Source organism: Anabaena sp. CCY 9402-a (genome assembly GCF_963920945.1).
Lineage (GTDB): Bacteria > Cyanobacteriota > Cyanobacteriia > Cyanobacteriales > Nostocaceae > Trichormus > Trichormus minutissimus.
In genome coordinates, this window is the sequence record NZ_CAWUDL010000166.1 from 1 (window position 1) to 3,115 (window position 3,115).

Below are 3,115 nucleotides of genomic sequence, written 5' to 3' on the forward strand. Positions count from 1 at the left end.
TGGCGAATTCCACCTTGATTATCGCTCCTTAATATTTAGATGCGTTCGCCCTGCTTGGCTCTCTGAGTGACAAGCATTCAAAACTACACATTGAACGTGTGTTGATACTCGCTCGAACAAACTGCTAAGTGCTGAAGGAGCAACAGGTTGAACAGTTCCTGTAATATTTTCAAAGCATAGTTCACCTGTACTCATTCCATGCCCTGAAAAGTGAACAATCTGCGGCTCGACATCAAAAATTGCTTGAGTTATATCTCCTGGACGCACGGCTTCGCGAGCATCCAGTTGGAACGTATCTCTTTGCTTCGAGAGTTGTAGTTTCTCACGTATCTCTCGTAACTCTTGTCCTAAACGTAAACGACCAGCATCGCTGGGATCAGATGACAGAAATAGAATTCTAATTTTATCCATCTGTAAAAAGATAAGTGATGTTGAGCTAAAGTAGACGGATTAGCTATATTAGTTTTAACAGTGTCATTGCGGTAGTGTCATTTCAGTCGCAACGCCTTACAGGCTTCTAAACCACTCAGTAATACCCTCTGCTAGAGTTTTGACTAACCTCTTTTGTTCCTGGGGATTTGTCGCCTCCTCAAAGTCGTCAGGGTTGCTCATAAAACCTAACTCTAATAACACTGATGGCGCACTATGGGGACGTGTGAGTGCTAGATTCTGCCAATACAAACCATAAGAAGGTCTACCTAAATCATCAACTAGACGGTTGTGTAGTAAGACAGCTAGACTATGGGCTTGGGGATGATACCAATAGCTACTCACACCTCTGGTATTTTCCGCATCACCATCATCTGGGAGAAATCGATAGTGAAATGTAAGAGCGATCGCAGGTGATTCTTGATCTATAATTTTCTGACGTTCTGCAAGAGACAAGTCTTGATCCGATTCCCTAGTCATCACTACAGTTGCACCTCGCTGCACTAACTCATCCCGCAATAACTTTGTCACTTGCAAATTCAAGTCTTTTGCTAAATAACCAGTTGCGCCGGCTGCACCCAATTCTGTACCACCATGTCCAGCGTTAAGTACAATTTTGAGTCCAAATAAAGGCTTGTTTTGTCTGTGGGAGATTACAGATGATTCAGCCAGATTCAAGGTTTTATCTTGCGCCCACGTTACGCTGGAAGTTGCTAGAGAATTGAAAACTATTAATCCTATCAGTAGTGGTATGAATTTCATTCCCTCTGCTCAATTATTGACTCAATTCTTGACTACGAAATAAAATTTTTATAATTCAATATAACCTTGCCAATTGTCTATCATTGTATTACTTATTCCTGGAATTTTTTCTACATCTTGTAATGAGGTAAATTTCTTTTGTTGACGGGCAATGATAATTTTGTCCGCTAATTTTTTACCAACCCCTGGTAAAGTTGCTAATTTTTCCCAATTATCTGTATTGAGATTTACGATTTTACTTATTTTATCTGTACTAGAAGTTGGAGTTAAAATCTGAGGACATTGTTTCTGTTCTAATTGAATTTTGGCTTGAACATTTTCTGGTACACCAACTTTAGCTTTAGTGTAAAGACGTGCAAATTCACGCACATAATGAGCAGCGATAACAGGATTTTCAATTAATATTAACGTCTCATCATTAGCATTATTAGCAGCATCTGACCAGTTATGAGAACCTGTAATTACTGTTTGTTGATCAACTACAGCAAATTTGTGATGTAATAAATCTCCTTTAGGTAAAGTAGGTACGCCAACAGTAGTAATAGGATTTTTCCAAGGTTTATTATCTAATTCATATTTACATTTATTACTTAAAGCCACCCCCATCATATCTAAAGCTTCGCTGTAAGGACGATAGGCAAATTGTCTGTCAATTAAAGCCCGAATTGATATATTTTGTTGATGACGGGTTTCTAAAATATTGGCAAGGCGTTGTTCAGAAAAGACAAACAATGCCATATCAACAGATTGAGTAGATAAATTTAAAGTTTCACCAATTAACCCATTACTGGTATTACTCCAAGGTTGGGTAGGTGAAGTAGGAGAGAAATGTATGGTAATTTTGTTGTCACCTAATGTAATTGTTTCGGGAGAGCGCACAGGTTTTTTTAAACCAAATTTACTATCTGGTTTACCTCCTACGCCATCACCCCACATGAGATTAAATTCTTCTGTCAATAAAGTGGCTATCTCTGGGCTATCAATTTCTAAGAAATTATTAGGATTACCTAAGCTGGTAGGATTAGTGAAATCTCCATGAATATCACTCAAGGTAAAATTAGCTGAAGTAATAATGACAATCCGATTATCTACAATCACAAATTTATGGTGCATCAAGCTACTACCTGCTGAACCATCCGCTTGATCATCTATCAACGGAATTTTGGCATTTTGTAAAATTATCAAAGCATCTCTTTGATTAATTTCTTCTTGGCTGAGTTGATTATCTTGATTTTGGTCTACAAATTTAAAATATTCTAAATATCTGTCTTTTTCTCTGAGGGGTAATTTCTTGATTTCCTCAGCAGTGAAACTACTCCAGGGACGGCTATAGTTATTTTCTAAAATTACCCTGACTTTAACCCCAGCCTTGTATTTATCGCTTAAAGCTTGGGCAATTCCCGGTAAACGTAATTCTTGTACTGCGACATCTATGGTAGATTTAGCTTGGGAAATGGCATCAATAATCTGCTGTTCTAAGTTATCTCCCAATCGAGTTTGTTGACGGTAAGGTTCTCGATATTCGGAAGACTCAGATTGATTAAAGTAAACTTTCACCAATGGGTCTTGTGGGAGAGCAGGCAGTCGCGTATTCTGAGACTGGACTCTTTGACAAGCAGCGATCGCCAACAACAAACACAAGATCGAGAATTTTCTCAGTGTAAGTAAAATCTGCACGGTAATCTGCTAAAAGTGGATTGAGAGTGAACATATTTATCATTCCCCAAATTATCTATCCCATAAAAATCTATCCGGCGACGCGTAATCAATCAATTTTTTAAGGTTTCAGCAATATACTAAACTCTACTGAGTGCTGTTAGCGTAGTAGGGTGTTAGTCCATCGGTTTTTTAACTCAAAACTCATTACTCTAGGACTTACGTATTGACAGAATAACAAAATAGTGAATTGATGAATATAGGTCGT

At 38.0% G+C, this 3,115-nt stretch carries 3 protein-coding genes; all 3 read right to left on the reverse strand.

Annotated elements, in window-relative coordinates; genetic code table 11:
- Nucleotides 1-18: 18 nt before the first annotated feature.
- Complete coding sequence (locus tag ACM0OR_RS27990) at nucleotides 19-411, reverse strand: CHAT domain-containing protein (RefSeq protein ID WP_414579670.1); 393 nt, start codon at nucleotides 409-411, stop codon at nucleotides 19-21.
- A gap of 96 nt (nucleotides 412-507) precedes the next feature.
- A complete protein-coding gene (locus ACM0OR_RS27995; RefSeq protein ID WP_414579671.1) occupies nucleotides 508-1,191 on the reverse strand; it encodes an N-acetylmuramoyl-L-alanine amidase family protein in 684 nt (227 codons plus the stop codon).
- 48 nt (nucleotides 1,192-1,239) lie between these two features.
- Nucleotides 1,240-2,868 (reverse strand): DUF655 domain-containing protein, encoded by a 1,629-nt coding sequence (locus ACM0OR_RS28000; RefSeq protein ID WP_414579672.1) that lies wholly within the window; start codon nucleotides 2,866-2,868, stop codon nucleotides 1,240-1,242.
- Between the last annotated feature and the right edge of the window lie 247 nt (nucleotides 2,869-3,115).

Excerpts from the sequence above, each read along its gene's own strand:
- ACM0OR_RS27990 (WP_414579670.1), bottom strand. The coding sequence starts at position 411 with ATGGATAAAATTAGAATTCTATTTCTGTCATCTGATCCCAGCGATGCT.
- ACM0OR_RS27995 (WP_414579671.1), bottom strand. The coding sequence starts at position 1,191 with ATGAAATTCATACCACTACTGATAGGATTAATAGTTTTCAATTCTCTA.